Here is a 21,060-nt window from a genome sequence, read left to right on the forward strand (position 1 = left end):
TCACGAGTGCTCGAAATTTCAAGCCTCGGCCTGCTCCCGGCGCGGCCACTGCGCAGCGTGAGCCAGGGAAACCAAGGCCTCGCGCACTTGTGTCGGATTGTTGCAAGGCTCCGGAAACGCCAGCCAGTGAAGGCCCTGGCCGATCCGCAGGTGCATGCCCTCACTGTCGATACCGGCCATCTGCGCAGGCTCGGTGCCCGGCAGGCCGCTCAGGGCAACATAGTGAGCGATCGCCTTGGCATGGTCGCTGTTCATGTGCTCGACCATGCTCAGTTCTGCCTTGCCGGCGAAAGGATTGGCGAGCGTGACCTGATCGATCCAGTGGATCGCACCGAAGCCACCGATGTAGCGATGACGCACCGGCTGCAGCACCCAGAAGTCGAAATCGTGGGCGCTGTGGTAATTGCGCGAGTCGGGGAAATAGCGGTAGTAGCGTTCGGCGGCCGCCTCGACGGCCTCCGGCGATTCCAGCTTGCGCGCTTCGGCCAGCACGGTCAGGCGCCCTACGGCCTGCACGTCTTCGGCACCGCGCTCACCCACCAGCAGCGAGCACTTGGGGTCTTTCTGCAGGTTGTGAGTGTGCTGGGCGATGCGGCTGATGAGGATCAGCGGATTGCCCTCGGCATCCAGGCAATAGGGCACCACGGAACCGAACGGGAAGCCGGGCATCGACTTGGAATGGGTCGAGAGTACGCCACGGTACTCCTTGAGCAGCAGTTCTCGGGCTTGCCTGGCAGCGTTGGCGCTCACGTGGGGACTCCTGGAAAAAACCGGCCGCCCGGCATGGGCGGTGATAGCGACAAGCTAATCATTATCACTGCGCAATGCCAAGGGGCTCGCCAGGCGGCTTTACCAGGTGACGCCGAAGCCTGCGGTGTAGCGGGTCTTGTCCAGGTCGCTGTCGCGGGTACCGCTGATGATGTCTTTCTCGGCCTTGAGGTTGAGCGATGCCCACTCGGTGACCTTGTAGCGCAGGCCCACTTCGGCATCCAGGCTGTAGTCGGCAACGTTGCCCAAGGGCTTGCCCACTTCGCCGTTGGTGAACAGCTCGACGGACTTTCCGATCAGGAAACGGTTGTAGTCCCACTTCACACCGATGGAATAGAAGTTGTCCTTGCCGCCGTCGGCGTATTCGTAGTCGGTGCGGTTGAGCAGCGAGCCGAGGGAGAAGGCGCCCAGCTCGTCATCCCAGAACTGATAACCCGGACCCGTACCGACGGTGCGCTGGCGCGACAGGTCTTCGATATGGTCGCGCTTGTAGTTCAGGCGCCCCTGCCAGAACCACTTGTCGGTGATGAAGCGGTCCAGGGCGTACTCGGCACTCCAGTTGTTGGTGGTGGTGACGTCGTCCTTGCTGTCGCGGTTGTACTCGCCTTCGGCGTTGTGCCGCCAGCGGCCGTGACGGGCAGTGGTCTTGAAGTCGACGTCGTAGTCATCGGTATTGGTCTCGGCGCGTTTGTAGTCCAGGGCGAGGTCGACATTGCCCTTCCACACCAGGTCCTCGACCACCGGCTTGGGCTTCATGATCTGCTGGATACTGGCCAGCTCGACGGTCTTCGGCGCCTCGCCATTGGCCAGCGTCACTTTGCCCTCGTCCGCCGCGCTCAGCGACTTGGCCCGCTCGCCGCTGTAGGCGTCCTGCTTGACCAGCAGTTCCTGGTCGCTTTCCAGCGTCTTGACCTGCTTCCAGTCCAGCGCAATGGAGCCACCGTACGGGGTCTGCAGCAGCAGTTTGCCGCCGTCGAACACCGTGATCTTGCCACTCAGGCGGTCACCGTTTTTCATCCAGACGGTATCGGCGAGGGCCGGGGCGCTCGCGCCGACCAATGCAAGGCACAACAGGGTTCTAGAATACATAGGCAATACTGAGCTTCAGGTTCGCGAAAAAAGTCGGGCATTATCCAGATGCCCAGCACCAGAACAAGGAAAGACCGGGGCAATGCCAATGAGTTCAATTACCGTGTATTGCGAAAGCCACCCCGTAGGCTGCGGACTACACGAATGAAAACGCCCGATGACCTCACGCAACAACGCGCCGAAGACCGACGAACGGCGCTCTATCTCGTGCTCGGCCAGATCCCGCCCGGCAAGGTGGTGAGCTACGGCGAGCTGGCCGACCTTGCCGGCCTCGGCCGTGCCGCCCGCTGGGTCGGGCGTACCCTGAGCCAGTTGCCCGGCGACACTCGCCTGCCCTGGCACCGGGTGCTTGGCGCCGGTGGTCGGCTGAGCCTGCAACAGGGAACGCCCTCGGGCGATGAACAACGGGCGCGCCTGCGCGCCGAAGGGGTCAGCCTGCGCAACAATCGCGTCGATATGTCGCGCCATGGCTGGCGTCCGATGGATCACAACAGTTAGAGTGCGCGCTTTGTGTTCGTATTCTTGAGGCAGATGTTGGCCCATGCACCGTAAAACCTGGCGCGCTGCGCTCGCTGCCTATGCCAGCCCGTCGACCCTGGTGCTGTTGCTGCTCGGCTTTGCTGCCGGCCTGCCTTACATGCTGGTGTTCTCGACGCTGTCGGTGTGGCTGCGCGAGGCCGGGGTTGCCCGTGAAACCATCGGTTATGCGAGCCTCATCGGGCTGGCCTACGCGTTCAAGTGGGTGTGGTCGCCGTTGCTCGACCAGTGGCGCCTGCCGCTGCTCGGCAAGCTTGGCCGGCGCCGCTCGTGGCTGGTGCTGTCGCAGGTACTGGTGCTTATCGGCCTGATCGGCATGGGCTTCTGCGATCCGCAGAAACACCTGTCCTGGTTGATCGCCCTTGCCGTACTGGTCGCGTTCGCGTCCGCCACCCAGGACATCGCCGTCGATGCCTACCGCCTGGAAATCGCCGACGACCAGCGCCAGGCTGCCCTCGCCGCCAGCTACATGGCCGGCTACCGGGTCGCCGCCCTGCTCGCCACTGCGGGCGCACTGTTCTTCGCCGAGTGGTTCGGCTCCACGGGCTTCAGCTACATGCACAAGGCCTGGACCGGCACCTACGTGCTGTTCGGCGTGATGATGCTGCCGGCGCTGATCACCTCCCTGCTGATGCGCGAACCGCCGGTATCGCTGCGCACCCAGTTGCAGGCTGCCCGTTACGGCTTCAGCCACCAGTTGATCTCGGTGTTCGTGCTGATCGTGCTGCTGGTGTCGGTACCGGCGATGTTCACCCAGCTCTACAACACCGATTTCGCCAGCGTGCTGTTCGAAGGCGTGAGCCTGCTCGACCTGCTGCTGGAAGACCGTGCGTTCCTGCGCGCCATCCTCTACATCACACTGACCTGCCTGTGCCTGTCGTCCATGGGCCGTCGCGGCCTCGCACCGGTACTGACGCCGGTGAACGACTTCATCCATCGCTACCGCTGGCAGGCCCTGCTGCTGCTTGGGCTGATCGCCACCTACCGCATGTCCGACACGGTAATGGGCGTGATGGCCAACGTTTTCTACATCGACCAGGGTTTCACCAAGGACCAGATCGCCAGTGTCAGCAAGATCTTCGGCCTGATCATGACGCTGGTGGGTGCCGGTGCCGGCGGCCTGCTGATCGTGCGCTTCGGGATTCTGCCGATCCTGTTCATCGGCGGCGCCGCATCGGCGGCCACCAATATCCTGTTCCTGATGCTGGCCGACATGGGCCCCAACCTGGAAATGCTGGTGGTCACCATCTCCCTCGACAACTTCAGTTCGGGCCTGGCCACCTCGGCCTTCGTCGCCTACCTGTCGAGCCTGACCAACCTGAAGTTCTCTGCCACCCAGTACGCCCTGCTCAGCTCGATCATGCTGCTGCTGCCGCGGCTGATCGGCGGCTACTCAGGGGTGATGGTGGAGAAATTCGGCTACCACGACTTCTTCCTGATCACCGCGCTGCTCGGTGTTCCGACCCTGATCCTGATCGCCCTGCACTGGCATCAGGAGTTGCGTCGCGGCAAACAGCCGGAACAGCCTGAACAACCGCAGCAGCCCGGCAACAGCCAGGTTAGCGAACAACAGCAGCCCTGAATCAGGGCTGCACCGCCAGCGCCGCACGACTGTCCCTGAGTACCAACCACAGCGGCCAGAGAGCCAGCAATCCCGCCAGCCCGGCAGCCAGCGCGAATTCCAGCAAGCCCGCCCCCGCACCGACCATCGCCATCACCGCGCCACCGAAGCCCAGCAAGGCGATGGTGATCATCCCCAGCATCGCCGATACCAGGCCCTTGCTCTGTTCACTGCTGAACAGGGTCATGCGGTACAGCACGGCGTTGGCGACGCCCAGGCCCAACGCATAGAGCGACAGTCCGCTCACCAGGCTGATGACACTCGGGAACAACCAGGTGGCCAGCATCGCCAGCAACAGCCCGCTCAGGAATGGCCACAGCGCCCCTTGCACAAGACGGGTAAGCGGGTAACGGTCGGCGATGCGGTTGATGATCAGGTTGCCGAGAATCAGCCCGCCGAACACCGGCAATTGCCAAAGGGCGTATTCCATCGTGCTGAGACCCTCGTCGTGGATCAGCAGCACCGGCGACAGGCCGATCCAGCCAATCAGCGGCAGGCCGATCAGCCCCAGGGCGGCACTGCCAGCAACGAAGCGACGGTTACCCAGCAACTGCGCATACCCGGCCAATAGCGGCAGCAGGTGGATGGGCTGAAACTCCAGGCGCGTACCGTCCCGTCGATCGACCCCGAGGGTTTCCGGCATGAAGCGGTACAACGCGAACCAGGCCAGCACCGCAGCGCCCCCCAGCGACACGAACAGCCAACGCCACGACACCCACTCCAGCAACAAGGTGCCCACCAGCGGCCCGAGCAGCGGCGAAAGCAGGGCGATGTTCGCCAGCAAGGCCATCATCCGCACCGCATCCGCACCGCATCCGCCTCGCTGAACGCCTCGTTGAGCGCCGGGTAGCTGACCGTGACGACAAAGCCCAGGCCGATGCCCTGCAACAGACGCAGCAGGTTGAATACTTCAATGCCATCGACCCAGAAGGTCGCCAGGCAAACCAGGCAGAAAAACGCGCAACCGCCCAGCAGCAACGGGCGACGACCGTAGCGGTCGGCCAGCGGGCCGATCAGCCACTGCAGCACTACGCCACCGAGCAGGTACAGATTGAGGGCATGGGGAATGTATTCGGGGCTGGCATCGAGGTCCGCCACGACCTGCGGCATGGCCGGCATCACCACGTCACTGCCGAGGTAGGTAAGTAGTTCGAACAGCGCCAGGGTCAGGGCAAAGCACAAAGCCCTGAACGGTGTGATCTTGATAAGGGGTGTCATGATTCGGCCAGCATTGGAGGTCAGACCGGCCTGTATGCCAGAAAAGCCCGGGAGCCGGTAGCGAGAAGAGGTGAAGAAGTGTAATGCCGGGGCACAAACGACATCGCCGGCAAGCCCCAGGACCTGGGACTTGCCGGCGATGGCTGAAACCTGCCCGGCTTACTGGGCGGCGGTTTCCTGTACCACGCGGATCACCCGTTGCGGAAAGGGAATGTCGATGCCCTCGTTCTTGAGACGGTCACGCGCCTGCTCGTTGAGCATGAACATCACGTCCCAGTAATCCGCCGTGTTGACCCAGACCCGCAGCGACACGGTGATGGCGCTGTCGCCCAAGGTCGCGACCACGGCCTGCGGCGCCGGCTCCTTGTGCACCCGCGGGTCGTTGGTGGCCAGGTCGAGCAGGACATTGCGGGCCTTCTGCAGGTCCGCTTCGTAGTCGACGCCGACATCGAACACCACCTTGCGGGTGGGCTGGCGGTTGTAGTTGGTGATAATGCCGTTGGACAGGTTGCCGTTGGGCACGATCACCGTCTTGTTGTCGCCAGTGCGCAGCACGGTATGGAAGATCTGGATGTTGTCGACCGTACCGCTCACACCCTGGGCTTCGATCCAGTCACCGATCCGGAAGGGACGGAACAGCAGGATCAGCACGCCGCCGGCGAAGTTCGCCAGGCTGCCTTGCAACGCCAGGCCGATGGCCAGGCCGGCCGCACCGATGGCAGCCACGAAGGACGTGGTTTCCACACCGATCATCGACGCGACGCTGATGAACAGCAGCACCTTGAGCACGATGTTGGCCAGGGTGCTGATGAACCCTTGCAACGCCTTGTCGGAGTTGCGGATCGCGACCAGTTGGCCCAGCTTGTGGGTGAGCTTGTTGATGACCCACCAGCCGACCGCCAGGGTAATCAGCGCCAGCAGCAGACGGCTGCCGTATTCCATGATCAGCGGGATCCAGGTCTGTGACGTCCTGACCAACTGATCAACCTCGGCATTCAAATCCATCGTTGTATTCTCCTCGCCGTGCGGCAAAAGCAGTGAAAAAAGGTGCCGCAAACGATTCAGCGGCTCCAGAAGCCTCGGACGCCATCAAATGGCCAAGGTTCCGGAGCCGGCTTTCAGTCGCGGAAATTGTTGAACTGCAGCGGCATGCCGAATTCCTTGGCGCGCAGGGCGGCGATGCATTCCTGCAGGTCGTCGCGCTTCTTGCCGGTCACGCGGATCTGCTCGCCCTGGATGGCCGCCTGGACCTTAAGCTTGGCGTCCTTGATATGGGCAACGATTTTCTTCGCCAGTTCTTTATCGATACCTTCCTTGAACACGGCTTCCTGCTTCATTTCCTTGCCGGAAGCGTAGGCGTCCTTCACCTCGAGGCACTGGACGTCGATCTTGCGCTTGACCAGGGCCAGACGCAGGATTTCAACCATGGCCTCCAGCTGGAATTCGGCTTCGGCGGTCAGGAGCACGGTCTGGTCCTTTTCCTTGAACTCGAAGCTGCCCTTGCCCTTGAGGTCGTAGCGGCGGTCCAGTTCCTTGATGGCGTTTTCCACGGCGTTGGTGACTTCGTGCTTGTCCAGTTCCGATACCACGTCGAACGACGGCATATCTTTCTCCCAAAAATAAAAGGCGCGCTGGCGCTGCTGTAAGGGCAACGCGATGGAGCGCACCGGGTTTGACGGTTAAAATGCGGGCTCATTATAAACGCTTGGGAAACGCTGATGAGCAGCACCTGGCATATTCTCGGCGCCGGCAGCCTCGGCAGCCTGTGGGCCTGCCGCCTGGCGCGGGCGGGCAAACCGGTCCGGCTACTCCTTCGCAGCGAGCAGCGCCTGCGCGATTATGAAACCGCCGGGGGGCTGACCCTGGTCGAACACGGCACCGCCCGTCATTTTCCCATCGAAGCGCAAACCGTCGCGGCAGACGGCCCGATCCAGCGCCTGCTGGTGGCCTGCAAGGCCTATGACGCGGAAAAGGCCGTCGCCAGCATCGCCCACCGCCTGAGCCCCGATGCCGAACTGATCCTGTTGCAGAACGGTCTTGGCAGCCAGGACGAAGTGGCGACCCGTGTTCCGCGCGCCCGCTGTATCTTCGCCTCCAGCACCGAAGGCGCCTTCCGCGAAGGCGACTGGCAGGTGAACTTCGCCGGCCACGGCTTCAACTGGCTGGGCGACCCCGCCAGGCCACTGGCACCGAACTGGCTCGATGACCTGGACGATGCCGGCATTCCCCATCAATGGACCCCGGACATCCTGACCCGCCTGTGGCGCAAGCTGGCGCTCAATTGCGCCATCAACCCGCTGACGGTTCTGCACGACTGCCGCAATGGCGGCCTCGCCGAGCATCACTGCGAAGTCGCCACGCTGTGCGCCGAACTGGCGCAACTGCTGGAAGCCTCCGGCCAGCCACAGGCCGCCGAAGGACTGGCCAGCGAAGTGGAACGAGTGATCCAGGCCACCGCCGCCAACTATTCTTCGATGTACCAGGATGTTCGCCACCGCCGCCGTACCGAGATCCACTACCTGCTCGGTCACGCCTGCCGCGTCGCGACCCGCCACGGGCAGGCGCTGCCCCATCTGGAACGGCTCTACCGGCGCCTGGTCGAATACCTGAACAGCCACGGATTGCCCAGCGACTGAGGGCAGCGTTACCCTGCCCCTCCACCCACAGGACCATGCCTTCACATGCCCTTGCGCGAACGCCTGGAAAACCTGCCGGTCGGCCAGAAACTGCTGGCCGCCCTGCTGGTGCTGCTGATCACCATCCTGCTGGTGGCCAACCTGACCTTTATCAGCGCCGCCTACTGGATCTCCCAGGAAGCCATGGCGCCCCAGGCGCTGCAGACCATTGGCCGGCTGGTGTCGAGCCCGCAACTGGCAATACAGGCCACCGACTCTCCTGAGGCCGCCGACAGGCTGCTCCGCGAACTCGACAGCTACAGCCCGCTGCGCGCGGCAGCGCTGTATGGCTCGGACGGCAAGCTGATCGCGCAGTTGCAGCACGGCGAGCCCATCGCCCTGCCCAAGCGCTACCGCAATATCGAAGGCTGGCGCCTGACGGAATTTCGCAGCACCCAGCTGGTCAGCCTGCCCCGCCCCGGCAGCCCGCCCGGCCATCTGCTGCTGGTGGCCAGCAGTGAACTGCCAGTGGCGTTCTACACCGGCACCCTCACCGCCAGCCTCGGCATCCTGGTGTTCAGCGTGTTGCTGTGGATGGTCATCGCCCGCCAGATCAAGCGCCTGATCACCCAGCCGATCTACCAGCTCGAACAGCTTTCACGCCAGGTGACCCGCGAAGAGAACTACGCGCTGCGCGCCCGCCCCGGCAACCACGACGAAATCGGCAGCCTGGCCGAAGCCTTCAATACCATGCTGTCACGTATCGAGGCCCGCGAGCAGCAACTCAAACGCGCCCGCGACGAGTTCCAGCACGCCTACGACCAGGCCCAGGGCCTGGCCGAGGAAACCCGCCACACCAACCGCAAGCTGGAGCTGGAGGTGCAGGTCAGAGGCAAGATCGAACGCAAGCTCACGGGCTTCCAGAACTACCTCAACAGCATCATCGACTCCATGCCCTCGGCGCTGATCGCCCTCGACGAGCAGCTCTACGTCACCCAGTGGAACCAGGAAGCCAGCGCCCTTTCCGGCACACCGCTGGACGAAGCCCTGAACCAGCCGATCTTCCTCGCGTTCGAACCGCTCAAGCCGTTCTTGCCGCAGCTCAAGGAAAGCGTCGAAAAGCACCGTGTGGCGAAGATCGAGCGCGTGACCTGGACCCGCGGCGAAGACGCCCGCCACTACGCCCTGACCTTTTACCCGCTGATGGGCGGCGGCGGCCGTGGCGTGGTGATCCGTATCGACGACATCACCCAGCGCCTGTCGCTGGAAGAAATGATGGTCCAGTCGGAAAAGATGCTGTCGGTGGGTGGTCTTGCCGCCGGCATGGCCCACGAAATCAACAACCCGCTCGGGGCGATCCTGCACAACGTGCAGAACATCCGCCGGCGACTGTCCCCGGAGCTGCCGAAGAACCTCGAGCAGGCCAGCGAAACCGGCGTGGATCTCGCCACCGTCAATCAGTACCTGGAAAGCCGCCAGGTGCCGCAACTGCTCGATGGCATCCAGCAGGCCGGCGCCCGCGCCGCGAAGATCGTCACCCACATGCTCAGTTTCAGCCGCCGCAGCAACCGGCAGATGGCGCCGTGCGACTTGCCAGCGCTGATCGACCAGGCCGTGGAGATCGCCGGCAACGACTTCGACCTGACCATCGGTTTCGACTTCAAGGGCCAGGCCATCGTCCGCCAGTTCGATCCGGCCCTCGGCCCCGTGCCAGGTACCGCCAACGAACTGGAACAGGTTCTGCTCAACCTGCTGAAGAATGCCGCCCAGGCGATCCACCTGCGCGAAGATGACAGCGAGCCAGGCCGCATAACCCTGCGCACCCGGCTCAACCCGCCCTGGGCGGAAATCCAGGTCGAGGACAACGGCATCGGCATGCCCGAGGCCGTGCGCAAGCGCACCTTCGAGCCGTTCTTCACCACCAAGGAAATCGGCCAGGGCACCGGGCTGGGCCTGTCCGTGTCTTATTTCATCATCACCAACAACCACAAGGGCCAGATGGAAGTGCAGTCGGCGCCGGGCCAGGGTACCTGTTTCACCCTGCGCCTGCCGCTGACCGCGCCACCAGCGCCATCGCCGGTCCCACGCAAACTGGAGTCATGAGCCATGGGCTTTCGCCTGTCGAAGATCTATACCCGCACCGGCGACAAGGGCGAGACCGGCCTGGGCGACGGTCGCCGGGTTCCCAAGGACCACCCCCGCATCGACGCCATCGGGGAAGTCGACACCCTCAACAGCCAATTGGGCCTGCTGCTCGCCGGTCTGGCTGAACAGGGTCTGGAGGAAGTCATCGAAGTGCTCGCGCCCTGCCAGCATCGGTTGTTCGACCTTGGCGGCGAGTTGGCGATGCCCAGCTATCAGGCGCTGAACCTGATCGAAGTGGAACGGCTGGAAGCGGCCATCGACCGCTGGAATGAAGAACTGGGCCCGCTGGAGAACTTCATCCTGCCGGGAGGTTCGGCGCTGGTGGCCCAGGCCCATGTCTGCCGTAGCCTGGCCCGCAGTGCCGAACGGCGTTGCCAGCAGTTGAATGCGCTGGAGCCGCTGGCGGGTGTGGGGCTGGCGTATATCAACCGGCTATCGGATCTGCTGTTCGTGGCGGCGCGCTTGATCGCACGGCGGCAAGGCATTGGCGAAATCCTCTGGCAGGCTGCCGCCAGGTCCTGAGGCTTATGTGGGAGCTGGCTTGCCAGCGATAGGGCCCGGTCAGACAACATCTTTGTCCTTGTCGGCCTCATCGCTGGCAAGCCAGCTCCCACAAAGTCATACACATCAGCTTTGCGGCCAGAACGCCCGGATTCCCGCAACGCCCTGCGCCCCGATCTGCCAGGCCCGCTCGCGCTCATTCGGGCCTACGCCCCCGAGCAGGAACACCGGCTTGTTGAAGCCGTCGATCATCTGCTGCACCGCATCCCAACCCAGCGGCTGGGCCTCGGGATGGGTCTGGGTCGCCTGCACCGGCGACAGGGTGACGAAATCCACGCCCATCTGCTCGGCCAGTGCCAGTTCCTCGGCGCTGTGGCATGAGGCCGCCAGCCAGCGGTCCTTGGGGAACGGACGGCCATTGGCGGCGTACTTGCGCAGTTGCTCCGAGGTCAGGTGCCAGCCGGCCGACGGAAAGTCGCCCAGCCACTCCAGCGGCCCCTTGAGCATCAACTGCGCCTTGCCGGCACACAATCCGACCGCGTCCACTGCCACATCACGGTATTTGGGGTCGTACATGTTCGGCGCGCGCAGTTGCACCAGCTTGATCCCACCGGCAATCGCTTTCTGGATACCGCGCAGCATCTGCGGGGTCTCCAGCTCGTCAGGGGTGATCAGGTACTCACCCGGTAGACGCGCTGCGGCGACGATGGGCCGGTTGGCCTCAGGGAATTCGTACTGCGACAGGTCCCGCTGCGACACCCAGGCCAGCGGCTGGCCTTCGGCGCCGTGGGGCTCGCCGGTAAAGGCGCTGACGTCCCAGACGTCCAGGAGGATCTGCTTGTCGGAGTAGTCGTGCTTGATCTTGATCAGTGGCCGCGCAGCGGTCACCTCGATGCCCAACTCTTCGCGCAGTTCACGGGCCAGGGCGCTCTCGACGGCTTCGCCGTCTTCGACCTTGCCGCCGGGAAACTCCCAGAGGCCACCCTGATGCTGGGACTCGCCACGCCGGGCGATGAGAATACGGCCATCGGCGCCACGAATGACGGCAGCCGCTACATGAATTCGTTTCAACGTTCAGTCTCCGCCTTCAATCCACGGTTGGGTCTGCGACCCGATCCGGCAAGCCCGCCTGCGGTGGGCGGGCCTGCCGGTGTCTCGATCAGGTCCGGTATTCGGCGTTGATCTTCACGTACTCATGGGAGAGGTCAGTGGTCCAGATGGTTTCGTTGCACTGACCGCGACCCAGTTCGATACGGATGGTGATTTCTTCCTGGGCCATGACCTTGGCGCCCTGGTCTTCGGTGTAGGTGGCGCTGCGACCGCCCTTGCTGGCGATGCAGACGCTGTCCAGGTACACGTCGATCAGGCTGACATCCAGGTTCGGCACGCCGGCACGACCTACAGCGGCGAGGATGCGGCCCCAGTTCGGGTCGGAGGCGAACAGCGCGGTCTTGATCAGCGGCGAGTGGGCAACGGCATAGCCGACGTCCAGGCATTCCTGATGGTTACCGCCGCCGTTGACCTGCACGGTGACGAACTTGGTCGCGCCTTCACCGTCACGGACGATGGCCTGGGCCACTTCCATGCAGACCTCGAACACGGCCTTTTTCAGCGCGTCGAACAGCGGACCGCTGGCTTCGGTGATCTCGGCGACATCGGCCTTGCCGGTGGCGATCAGCATGCAGCAGTCGTTGGTCGAGGTATCACCGTCGATGGTGATACGGTTGAACGACTTGTTGGCGCCGTCCAGCATCAGGTCCTTGAGCACCGCCGGGGCGACCTTGGCGTCGGTGGCGATATAGCCGAGCATGGTGGCCATGTTCGGCCGGATCATGCCGGCGCCCTTGCTGATGCCGGTCACAGTGATGGTCACACCCTCGTGCTGGAACTGGCGGCTCGCGCCCTTGGGCAGGGTGTCGGTGGTCATGATGCCGGTGGCGGCTTCAGCCCAGTTGTTTTCGGACAGGTTGTCGAGGGCGGCCTGCAGCGCGCCTTCGATCTTCTCGACGGGCAGCGGCTCGCCGATCACACCGGTGGAGAACGGCAGCACGGCACTGGCGTCGACGCCGGTCAGCTCGGCCAGCTTGGCGCAGGTGCGCTCGGCGGCGGCCAGGCCCGGGGCGCCGGTACCGGCGTTGGCGTTACCGGTGTTGGTCAGCAGGTAGCGCACGGTGCCTTGCACACGCTGCTTGGCCAGGATCACCGGCGCGGCGCAGAAGGCGTTCAGGGTGAATACGCCAGCGACGCTGGAGCCTTCGGCACAGCGCATCACCACCACATCCTTGCGCCCAGGGCGCTTGATGCCCGCAGAGGCGATACCGAGTTCGAAACCGGGGACCGGGTGCAACGTTGGCAAAGGACCAAGACCAACAGCCATGAAAGCGCTCCTAGAAAATAGAGATGCCGTCTTCGATTCGACGGTGCTTGAGATGGAACAACGCCGCGACGGTGCAAACCTGTCGCGGCGCGGTGTTCATGTTTCAGCGTGACACAGTGGATTCAGATCAGTTGATCTGGCCGTGGCAGTGCTTGAACTTCTTGCCCGAACCGCACCAGCACAGCTCGTTGCGGCCCAGTTTCAGATCGTTGCGTGCAGGTGCTGCAGCCACGGCGACTTCGGCGCCCTCTTCCTGCAGTTCACCGGCTTCCAGGCCTGGCGCTGCGGCATGCTGGAACTGCATGCGCTGGGCCAGTTCCTCGGCCTCGCGACGCAGACGGGCTTCTTCCTCGGCCGGGTCTTCGCGGCGAACCTGGACATGGGACAGCACGCGAATGGTGTCGCGCTTGATGGAATCCAGCAGTTCCTGGAACAGGGTGAACGACTCGCGCTTGTACTCCTGCTTCGGGTTCTTCTGGGCGTAACCGCGCAGGTGGATACCGTGACGCAGGTGGTCCATGGTCGACAGGTGGTCTTTCCACAGGTCGTCCAGGACGCGCAGCAGGATCTGCTTCTCGAAGGTACGCAGGGCCTCGGCGCCGGCGCTGTCTTCCTTCTCGTTGTACGCGGTGAGCAGTTCGTTCAGCAGCTTCTCGCGCAGGGTCTCTTCGTACAGGTGATCGTCTTCGTCCAGCCACTGCTGGATTGGCAGTTTCACACCGAAATCACTGGCCAGGGCCGCTTCCAGGCCGGTGACGTCCCACTGCTCGGGCAGCGACTGCGGCGGAATGTGCTGGCTGATGGTGGCGTCGAGGGTTTCCTGACGGAATTCGGCAATGGTGTCGCCGATGTTGTCTGCGGCCAGCAGGCTGTTGCGCATGTGGTAGATCACCTTGCGCTGTTCGTTGGCCACGTCGTCGAACTCGAGCAGTTGCTTGCGGATATCGAAGTTGCGGCCTTCGACCTTGCGCTGCGCCTTCTCGATGGCGTTGGTCACCATGCGGTGCTCGATGGCCTCGCCGGACTGCATGCCCAGGGCCTTCATGAAGTTCTTCACCCGGTCAGAGGCGAAGATACGCATCAGGCTGTCTTCCAGCGACAGGTAGAAGCGGCTGGAACCCGGGTCGCCCTGACGACCGGAACGACCACGCAACTGGTTGTCGATACGGCGGGACTCGTGACGCTCGGAGGCGATCACATGCAGGCCACCGGACTCGATCACCTGCTGGTGACGCTTCTGCCAGTCGGCCTTGATCTGGGCGATCTGCTCGGGGGTCGGGTTGTCCATGGAAGCCACTTCGACTTCCCAGTTGCCGCCCAGCAGGATGTCGGTACCGCGACCGGCCATGTTGGTGGCGATGGTCAGCGCGCCCGGACGACCGGCCTGGGCGATGATCTCGGCTTCCTTCTCGTGGTACTTGGCGTTCAGGACCTTGTGGTCGATACCTTCCTTCTTGAGCAGGTTGGACATGTGCTCGGAGGTTTCGATGGTCGCGGTACCCACCAGGACAGGACGACCGGAGGCCATGCTTTCCTTGATGTCGGCGATGATCGCGGCGTATTTCTCGTCGGCGGTCAGGTACACCAGGTCGTTGAAGTCCTTCCGCGCCAGCGGCTTGTTCGGCGGAATGACCATGACGTTGAGGTTGTAGATCTGGGCGAACTCGAACGCTTCGGTGTCCGCCGTACCGGTCATGCCGGACAGCTTGGTGTAGAGACGGAAGTAGTTCTGGAAGGTGGTCGAGGCGAGGGTCTGGCTCTCGGCCTGGATGTTCAGGTTTTCCTTGGCTTCGATGGCCTGGTGCAGGCCCTCGGAGAGACGACGGCCCGGCATGGTACGGCCGGTGTGCTCGTCGATCAGCAGGACCTGGCCGTCCTGGACGATGTACTCGACGTTGCGATGGAACAGCTTGTGCGCACGCAGACCGGCGTAGACGTGGGTCAGCAGGCCCAGGTTGTGCGCGGAGTACAGGCTCTCGCCCTCGGCCAGCAGGCCGACCTGGGTGAGCATTTCCTCGATGAACTGGTGACCGGCCTCATTGAGCTCGACCTGGCGAGCCTTCTCGTCGATCTTGTAGTGGCCTTCCTGGGTAACCTGGCCTTCCACTTCCTCGATGTGCTGCGTCAGGCGCGGGATCAGCTTGTTGATCTCGATGTACAGCTTGGAGCTGTCTTCGGCCTGGCCGGAAATGATCAGCGGGGTACGCGCCTCGTCGATCAGGATGGAGTCGACTTCGTCGATCACGGCGAAATTCAGCTCGCGCTGGAATTTCTCTTCCATGCTGAAGGCCATGTTGTCGCGCAGGTAATCGAAACCGAATTCGTTGTTGGTGCCGTAGGTAATGTCGGCAGCGTAGGCCGCACGCTTCTCTTCCGGCGGCTGGAACGGCGTGACGACACCGACGGTCAGGCCGAGGAACTCATACAGCGGACGCATCCAGTTGGCGTCGCGGCGGGCCAGGTAGTCGTTGACCGTCACCACATGCACGCCCTTGCCGGACAGCGCGTTGAGGTACACGCCCAGGGTTGCCACCAGCGTCTTGCCTTCACCGGTTCGCATTTCCGCGATCATGCCTTCGTGCAAGGTCATGCCGCCGATCAGCTGGACGTCGAAGTGGCGCATGCCCATGATCCGCTTGCCGGCCTCGCGCGCGACGGCGAAGGCTTCCGGCAGGAGCTGGTCGAGGGTCTCGCCTTTGGCCAGGCGCTCTTTGAACTCGGCGGTCTTGGCCCGCAACTGTTCATCGGAGAGGGCCACCATCTGCTCTTCGAAGGCATTGACGATCTGTACCGTCTTGAGCATGCGTTTGACTTCACGCTCGTTCTTGCTTCCAAAAAGTTTCTTTAACAAAGGCGCAAACATATCGGCAGGATCTTCCACACATAGGGATGGAGGGCGGCCCCGTGAGTCGCCCGTGCAGCCCTTATTGGCCGCATGCGAACGAGCATTCTACCCGGAAACGATGGTGAGGAAAGTGGTGGAGTTCCACGATGCTGGCACAGCGCTTTGACGGGGCTTTTTTACAATAAGGGCTTTTTCGTCAACTTCAACCCGTGGGCCGGAAGATTACTGGCTGCAGCCGTCATCAGGCCGGCCGCGGGGATCTGTTAAGATTGCCGGCATCGTCCCCTCAGGTATCGCCATGGCTTACCGCCCCTCACCCGCCCGCGCTCCCGGCACCCTGCTGCGCGAGGCCCGCCCGCTCAAGGCATTGTTCAACCAGGCCCAGCGTCTGGCGCATCTGCAGCGCCTGCTGGAAAGCCAGTTGCAACCCGCTGCTCGGGAGCATTGCCACATTGCCTCGTGGCGCGAAGGCACGCTCAAGCTGGTGGTGACCGACGGACACTGGGCGACCCGCCTGCGCTACCAGCAAAAACGCCTGCAGCGTCAATTGCAGCAACTCGATGCCTTCGCCAGCCTGACCCGCATCCTTTTCAGCGTTCGCCCCACTGCACAGGTCGCCCCCAAGGGCAGCCATGTACTGGACATTTCCGAGAAGTCGGCCGAAAACATCCAGGCCACCGCTGAAGGCATCACCGACCCGAACCTGCGGGCCGCACTGGAACGCCTGGCCAGCCACGGCAAGGGCAACAAGGGACCGTCTGCCGGCTCCGAATAAACAGCCCGGAAAGCAGCTGCAAGCTGCAAGCTGCAAGATAAAAGCAAGCCGGCGCCATGCCCGCTTTTTCTTGCAGCTTATAGCTTGCAGCTCAGAAAAATAAAAAAGGCCACCCGAGGGTGGCCTTCAAACTAGAGAGAGAGTTCGAAACTTATACCGCTGCAACCGGACGCATGTACGAGATCGGTGCGGTGCTGGCATCTTCGAAGATCACCACTTCCCAGGCATCTTTCTCCTCGATCAGCTTGCGCAGCAGCTGATTGTTCAGCGCGTGTCCGGACTTGAAGCCACGGAATTCGCCGATCAGGCTGTTGCCCAGCAGGTAGAGGTCGCCGATGGCGTCGAGGATCTTGTGTTTGACGAATTCGTCTTCATAACGAAGACCGTCTTCGTTCAGCACACCGTCCTTGTCCACCACGATGGCGTTTTCCACGCTGCCGCCGAGGGCGAGGTTGTGCTTGCGCAGGTACTCGATGTCGCTCATGAACCCGAAGGTACGGGCGCGGCTGACTTCCTTCACGAACGAGGTGCTGGAAAAGTCCACGCTGGCGCTTTGGGTCCGGTTGCGGAACACCGGGTGGTCGAAATCGATCTCGAAACTCACCTTGAACCCGTCGAAGGGCAGGAAGGTGGCGCGCTTGTCGCCGTCCTCGACTGTCACTTCACGCAGGATACGGATGAATTTCTTCGGCGCGTCCTGTTCTTCCAGGCCGGCAGATTGAATCAGGAATACAAAGGGGCCAGCGCTGCCGTCCATGATCGGAACTTCCGATGCGGAGAGCTCGACGTAGGCGTTATCGATGCCCAGGCCAGCCATGGCCGAGAGCAGGTGCTCTACCGTATCGACCTTGGTATCGCCATTGACCAGCGTGGTGGACATGGTGGTCTCACCGACGTTTTCCGCGCGGGCAGGGATCTGCACCACGGGGTCGAGGTCGGCGCGGCAAAATACGATGCCGGTATCCACAGGAGCGGGTTTCAGGGTCAGATAAACCTTTTCCCCGGAGTGCAGGCCGACACCTGTGGCACGGATAATATTCTTCAGGGTGCGTTGTTTAATCATGGCATTGGCCGCTTCAGCACAGATTGCGAACTGGTATCAACAAAGGCTGGGGATAATAGCAGACCCGGCCTTTGCTGAACACCAATCACCCTTATACCCCTGATAAATTTCATCAATCGGCCTGGCGACGCAGGAACGCCGGGATATCCAGGTAGTCCAGGTCATCCTGCGGATTGAGCTTGGCAGCCGCTGCCGCACCCGCGTGAGTCTGGTTGCGCATGACAGTCGGGCGCTCCAGGTCACGGTAGTTGACGGCAGGTTGCTCGTTGCGCACAGGCGCAGGCGCCGGCGTCGAAGCAGCCTGTGCAGCGGCGGCCTGCAGGGTGTTGTCGATGACCTTCACAGGCTTCTCGATTTTCGCGCCCAGACCGGTGGCGACCACGGTGACGTGCAGCTCGTCGCGCATGTCCGGATCGATCACGGTACCGACCTTGACCATTGCGTGGTCGGAGGCGAACGCTTCGATGATGCTACCCACGTCGGAGTATTCACCCAGCGACAGGTCAGGACCTGCGGTGATGTTCACCAGGATGCCGCGGGCGCCCTGCAGGTTGACGTCTTCCAGCAACGGGTTGCGGATCGCCGCCTCGGTGGCTTCGCGAGCACGGTTAGGACCGCTGGCGCAGCCGGTACCCATCATCGCCATGCCCATTTCGCTCATCACGGTGCGCACGTCGGCGAAGTCGACGTTGATCATGCCCGGACGCTTGATGATGTCGGAGATACCGCGAACGGCCCCGGCCAGAACGTCGTCCGCCTTGGCGAAGGCCGACAGCAGGCTGGCGTCTTTACCGAGGATGGTCAGCAGTTTTTCGTTCGGAATGGTGATCAGCGAGTCGACGCTGTCAGCCAGCGCGCGGATGCCTTCATCGGCGATCTGCATGCGCTTGCGGCCTTCGAACGGGAACGGACGGGTCACCACCGCAACGGTGAGGATACCCAGTTCCTTGGCCACTTCGGCGATGATCGGCGCGGCACCGGTACCGGTACCACCGCCCATGCCGGTGGTGATGAAGACCATGTTGGTGCCCTGCAGCACTTCGGCGATACGCTCGCGGTCTTCCAGGGCAGCCTGGCGGCCGACTTCCGGATTGGCACCCGCACCCAGGCCCTTGGTCACGCCGGTACCCAGTTGCAGGATGGTGCGCGCACCGATGTTTTTCAGGGCCTGAGCATCGGTGTTGGCGCAGATGAATTCGACGCCTTCGATGTTGCTCTTGACCATGTGGTTGACGGCGTTGCCACCGCCGCCACCGACGCCGATCACTTTGATGACCGGGCTTTGCGGGACGTTGTCTACGAGCTCGAACATTTTCCCTCTCCTTTCATTTCTCTAGTTTTTGCGCCTACCACTACTGCTTTGAAACTTAAAAGTTGCCCTGGACCCAACGCTTGAAACGCTCAAGCACAGGGGCCTTTGGTTCATCGCCATAGCTGTCGTTTCTGATACCTGGCACAGGCACGCCGTCGGACTGCTTCTGCAGGCCGTAGGTCAGCAGACCCACGCCAGTGGAATAAATCGGGTTGCGGACCACATCGCTCAGGCCGCGAACGCTGTGCGGCACGCCCAGGCGTACCGGCATGTGGAAGATTTCCTCGGCAAGCTCCACCGCACCTTCCATCTTCGAGGTACCGCCGGTGAGAACGATGCCGGCTGGAACCAGATCCTCGTAACCGCTGCGACGCAGCTCGGCCTGGATCAGGGTGAAGAGTTCGTCGTAACGCGGCTCGACCACCTCGGCCAGGGCCTGGCGCGACAGTTCGCGCGGTGGACGGTCGCCGACACTCGGCACCTTGATGGTCTCGCCGGCACCGGCCAGCTTGGCCAGGGCGCAGGCGTAGCGGATCTTGATTTCCTCGGCGTACTGGGTCGGCGTGCGCAGGGCCATGGCAATGTCGTTGGTGACCTGGTCGCCAGCGATCGGGATCACTGCGGTGTGACGGATCGCGCCCTCGGTGAAGATCGCGATGTCGGTGGTGCCGCCACCGATGTCCACCAGGCACACGCCCAGCTCTTTCTCGTCGTCGGTCAGCACGGAATACGCCGAGGCCAGTTGTTCGAGAATGATGTCGTCGATTTCCAGGCCACAGCGACGCACGCACTTCTCGATGTTCTGCGCCGCGTTCACCGCGCAGGTCACTACGTGCACCTTGGCTTCCAGACGCACGCCAGACATGCCCAGGGGCTCGCGCACGCCTTCCTGGTTGTCGATCACGTAGTCCTGCGGCAGGGTGTGCAGCACGCGCTGGTCGGCGGGAATGGCCACGGCCTGCGCCGCGTCCAGAACCCGCTCGAGGTCGGCGGTGCTGACTTCGCGATCACGGATCGCGACGATGCCGTGGGAGTTCAGGCTGCGGATGTGATTGCCGGCCACCCCGACGAAGGCCGAGTGGATGCGGCAGCCGGCCATCAGCTGCGCCTCTTCGACAGCGCGCTGGATCGACTGCACGGTGGATTCGATGTTCACCACCACGCCTTTTTTCAACCCGCGCGATGGGTGCGTGCCGATACCGACGATTTCCAGCGTGCCGTCGGCGGCGACTTCGCCCACCAGTGCAACCACCTTGGACGTGCCGATATCCAGCCCGACGATCATTTTGCCGCTATGCGCGTTTGCCATGGGTCCTGCCTCTCTCTAATTCTTCGCTACGGCGGGTTGGGCCGCAGGCGTTGCAATCGGTTCCCGCCAGCCAACGGCAAGGCCATTGGCATAGCGCAGATCGATGCGGGCGATGTTCGTGATCTGTTCTTTGAGCGTCTTGTTATAAATGGCAATGAAGCGGCGCATCTTTTCCACCAGATGGTCACGCCCCAACAGCAATTCGATGCCTGGCCCGGCACTGCCGGCGCCAGTAGTCAGGAACCAGCTGCCACGCTCGCGCAGTTCCAGACGGGCGATCGAAAAGCCCAGGGGACGCAGCATCTGGTTCAGTACCTGGTATTGCTGCATCACTTGTTGCTGAGCCCGCTGCGGCCCGAACAGCTGCGGCAGGTGCTCGTAGTTCGCCAGCTCGCGCGGGGTGAAGGCCTGGCCCTGGTTGTTGAGCAAGGCATCCTCTCCCCAGCGCGCCACCGGCAGTTGTTCCTCGAGGCGGATCACCACCTCGTCCGGCCACACCCGGCGCACTTCGGCGTGGGCGATCCAGGGCATCTGCTCCAGCTCGGTCCGCATGCTCGCCAGGTCGACGGTGAAGAAGCTCGCTGCCACATAGGGCGCGATTCGCTGCTGCACCGCCTGCTGGCTGATGTAGCTGAGGTCGCCCTGTACGGCGATCTTGGTGATCGGCCGGTCGGCGTACGGCATCAGCCGCTGCGCACCTTCGTAGGCGCCGAAACCCGCCGCGACCAGCAGGACCGGCCACAACAGTCGCTTGAAGACGCTGAAGCTCGGCTTGGGCAGGCGCGCCGACAGTGGCTCCTTGGCCACCATCCGGCTGGCACCACGCGGCACCGGCTTGTTGCGGCCGGTGGCGGGTTGCTGATGACGTAACATCGCGCCTTGCAT

At 63.0% G+C, this 21,060-nt stretch carries 17 protein-coding genes and 1 pseudogene; 6 read left to right on the forward strand and 12 right to left on the reverse strand.

Annotation, left to right across the window (positions count from 1 at the left end):
* Positions 1–18 precede the first annotated feature (18 nt).
* Together AC05QJ_RS26395 and AC05QJ_RS26400 are read right to left on the reverse strand one after the other, a co-directional pair.
* Positions 19–750 carry a HugZ family pyridoxamine 5'-phosphate oxidase gene (locus AC05QJ_RS26395; protein ID WP_476744172.1) on the reverse strand — a complete coding sequence of 244 codons (732 nt, stop codon included), beginning with the start codon at positions 748–750 and terminating at the stop codon, positions 19–21.
* Between the two features lie 99 nt (positions 751–849).
* Positions 850–1,857, reverse strand: a complete 1,008-nt coding sequence (locus AC05QJ_RS26400; protein WP_476744173.1) for a DUF481 domain-containing protein — start codon at positions 1,855–1,857, stop codon at positions 850–852.
* A 144-nt stretch (positions 1,858–2,001) separates the two neighbouring features.
* On the opposite strand from AC05QJ_RS26400, the gene AC05QJ_RS26405 reads away from it, so the two are divergent.
* Together AC05QJ_RS26405 and AC05QJ_RS26410 are read left to right on the forward strand one after the other, a co-directional pair.
* The gene (locus AC05QJ_RS26405) at positions 2,002–2,355 is read left to right on the forward strand and encodes an MGMT family protein (RefSeq protein ID WP_476744174.1); all 354 of its coding nucleotides are present in this window, start codon (positions 2,002–2,004) and stop codon (positions 2,353–2,355) included.
* Between the two features lie 43 nt (positions 2,356–2,398).
* On the forward strand, positions 2,399–3,976 hold the full coding sequence (locus tag AC05QJ_RS26410) for an AmpG family muropeptide MFS transporter (protein WP_476744175.1): 1,578 nt from the start codon (positions 2,399–2,401) through the stop codon (positions 3,974–3,976).
* A 1-nt stretch (position 3,977) separates the two neighbouring features.
* On the opposite strand, the pseudogene AC05QJ_RS26415 reads toward AC05QJ_RS26410, so the two are convergent.
* From AC05QJ_RS26415 to AC05QJ_RS26425, 3 genes and pseudogenes are all read right to left on the reverse strand, one after another.
* Positions 3,978–5,233 (reverse strand): annotated as a pseudogene (locus AC05QJ_RS26415) (MFS transporter).
* Between the two features lie 159 nt (positions 5,234–5,392).
* A complete protein-coding gene (locus AC05QJ_RS26420; RefSeq protein WP_476744176.1) occupies positions 5,393–6,238 on the reverse strand; it encodes a mechanosensitive ion channel family protein in 846 nt (281 codons plus the stop codon).
* 113 nt (positions 6,239–6,351) lie between these two features.
* Complete coding sequence (locus tag AC05QJ_RS26425; RefSeq protein ID WP_476744177.1) at positions 6,352–6,837, reverse strand: YajQ family cyclic di-GMP-binding protein; 486 nt, start codon at positions 6,835–6,837, stop codon at positions 6,352–6,354.
* A gap of 114 nt (positions 6,838–6,951) precedes the next feature.
* Between AC05QJ_RS26425 and AC05QJ_RS26430 the strand changes: the two genes are divergently transcribed.
* Genes AC05QJ_RS26430 through AC05QJ_RS26440 form a run of 3 tightly spaced genes read left to right on the forward strand, consistent with a single transcriptional unit; the run spans position 6,952 to position 10,515 of the window.
* On the forward strand, positions 6,952–7,869 hold the full coding sequence (locus tag AC05QJ_RS26430) for a putative 2-dehydropantoate 2-reductase (protein ID WP_476744178.1): 918 nt from the start codon (positions 6,952–6,954) through the stop codon (positions 7,867–7,869).
* Between the two features lie 45 nt (positions 7,870–7,914).
* Positions 7,915–9,951, forward strand: a complete 2,037-nt coding sequence (locus AC05QJ_RS26435) for a sensor histidine kinase (RefSeq protein ID WP_476744179.1) — start codon at positions 7,915–7,917, stop codon at positions 9,949–9,951.
* Positions 9,952–9,954: 3 nt separating this feature from the next.
* The gene (locus AC05QJ_RS26440) at positions 9,955–10,515 is read left to right on the forward strand and encodes a cob(I)yrinic acid a,c-diamide adenosyltransferase (protein ID WP_476744180.1); all 561 of its coding nucleotides are present in this window, start codon (positions 9,955–9,957) and stop codon (positions 10,513–10,515) included.
* Positions 10,516–10,620: 105 nt separating this feature from the next.
* Here AC05QJ_RS26440 and AC05QJ_RS26445 read toward each other — a convergent pair whose 3' ends face one another.
* From AC05QJ_RS26445 to secA, 3 genes are all read right to left on the reverse strand, one after another.
* Positions 10,621–11,565 carry a Nudix family hydrolase gene (locus AC05QJ_RS26445; RefSeq protein WP_476744181.1) on the reverse strand — a complete coding sequence of 315 codons (945 nt, stop codon included), beginning with the start codon at positions 11,563–11,565 and terminating at the stop codon, positions 10,621–10,623.
* An 88-nt stretch (positions 11,566–11,653) separates the two neighbouring features.
* Positions 11,654–12,871 (reverse strand): bifunctional glutamate N-acetyltransferase/amino-acid acetyltransferase ArgJ, encoded by a 1,218-nt coding sequence (gene argJ / locus AC05QJ_RS26450; protein WP_476744182.1) that lies wholly within the window; start codon positions 12,869–12,871, stop codon positions 11,654–11,656.
* Between the two features lie 127 nt (positions 12,872–12,998).
* Positions 12,999–15,734: a preprotein translocase subunit SecA gene (secA, locus tag AC05QJ_RS26455; RefSeq protein WP_476744183.1), complete on the reverse strand. Its 2,736-nt coding sequence runs from the start codon at positions 15,732–15,734 to the stop codon at positions 12,999–13,001.
* Positions 15,735–16,014: 280 nt separating this feature from the next.
* Here secA and AC05QJ_RS26460 point away from each other — a divergent pair, with 280 nt between their 5' ends.
* Positions 16,015–16,491 (forward strand): DUF721 domain-containing protein, encoded by a 477-nt coding sequence (locus AC05QJ_RS26460; protein ID WP_476744184.1) that lies wholly within the window; start codon positions 16,015–16,017, stop codon positions 16,489–16,491.
* 151 nt (positions 16,492–16,642) lie between these two features.
* Here the strand turns inward: AC05QJ_RS26460 and lpxC are convergent, their stop codons facing one another.
* The 4 genes from lpxC to AC05QJ_RS26480 all read right to left on the reverse strand — a co-directional run bounded on the left by lpxC (position 16,643) and on the right by AC05QJ_RS26480 (position 21,060).
* Positions 16,643–17,554, reverse strand: coding sequence for a UDP-3-O-acyl-N-acetylglucosamine deacetylase (gene lpxC / locus AC05QJ_RS26465; protein WP_476744185.1), 912 nt, complete (start codon positions 17,552–17,554; stop codon positions 16,643–16,645).
* 112 nt (positions 17,555–17,666) lie between these two features.
* On the reverse strand, positions 17,667–18,866 hold the full coding sequence (gene ftsZ, locus AC05QJ_RS26470) for a cell division protein FtsZ (protein ID WP_476744186.1): 1,200 nt from the start codon (positions 18,864–18,866) through the stop codon (positions 17,667–17,669).
* Positions 18,867–18,921: 55 nt separating this feature from the next.
* Complete coding sequence (gene ftsA, locus AC05QJ_RS26475) at positions 18,922–20,175, reverse strand: cell division protein FtsA (RefSeq protein ID WP_009396676.1); 1,254 nt, start codon at positions 20,173–20,175, stop codon at positions 18,922–18,924.
* A 15-nt stretch (positions 20,176–20,190) separates the two neighbouring features.
* Positions 20,191–21,060 (reverse strand): cell division protein FtsQ/DivIB, encoded by an 870-nt coding sequence (locus AC05QJ_RS26480; protein WP_476744187.1) that lies wholly within the window; start codon positions 21,058–21,060, stop codon positions 20,191–20,193.

Source organism: Pseudomonas sp. TUM25319, assembly GCF_056388475.1.